The following is a 312-nucleotide window of genomic DNA, read 5'->3' as shown; positions in this document are numbered from 1 at the left end:
AGGTGGATGTGTCACCGGGGCTGCCGGGCTTTGAGTTGGTCGGGCTTCCCGATACGTCGGTGAAGGAGTCAAAGGAGCGGGTACGCACGGCGATTCGGAACTCCGGCATTCAGCTGCGGCAGGAGCGGGTGACGGTCAATCTTGCCCCCGCTGATGTACGAAAGGACAGCTCGGGACTTGATCTACCGATTGCCGTCGGACTCCTTGCGTCCTACGGTATGGTTCCCGAGACGGCAGTGCAGAATGCACTCTTCTCTGCGGAACTTTCTCTCGATGGAAACTGCCGTCCGATCAGCGGCATTCTCCCGATGG

Annotated in this window: 1 protein-coding gene; it reads left to right on the top strand. The window is 59.9% G+C overall.

Translation table 11 applies throughout. The features are described from left to right. On the top strand, positions 1-312 hold a 312-nt coding region (locus HMPREF1992_RS02580; protein ID WP_304412244.1), incomplete at both ends, for a magnesium chelatase domain-containing protein.

Origin of the sequence: Selenomonas sp. oral taxon 892 str. F0426, assembly GCF_000468035.1 — a bacterium.
Classification (GTDB): Bacteria; Bacillota; Negativicutes; order Selenomonadales; family Selenomonadaceae; genus Centipeda.
The sequence above is the reverse complement of the archived record's forward strand: the minus strand, read 5'-3'. Positions and strand labels throughout refer to the sequence as shown.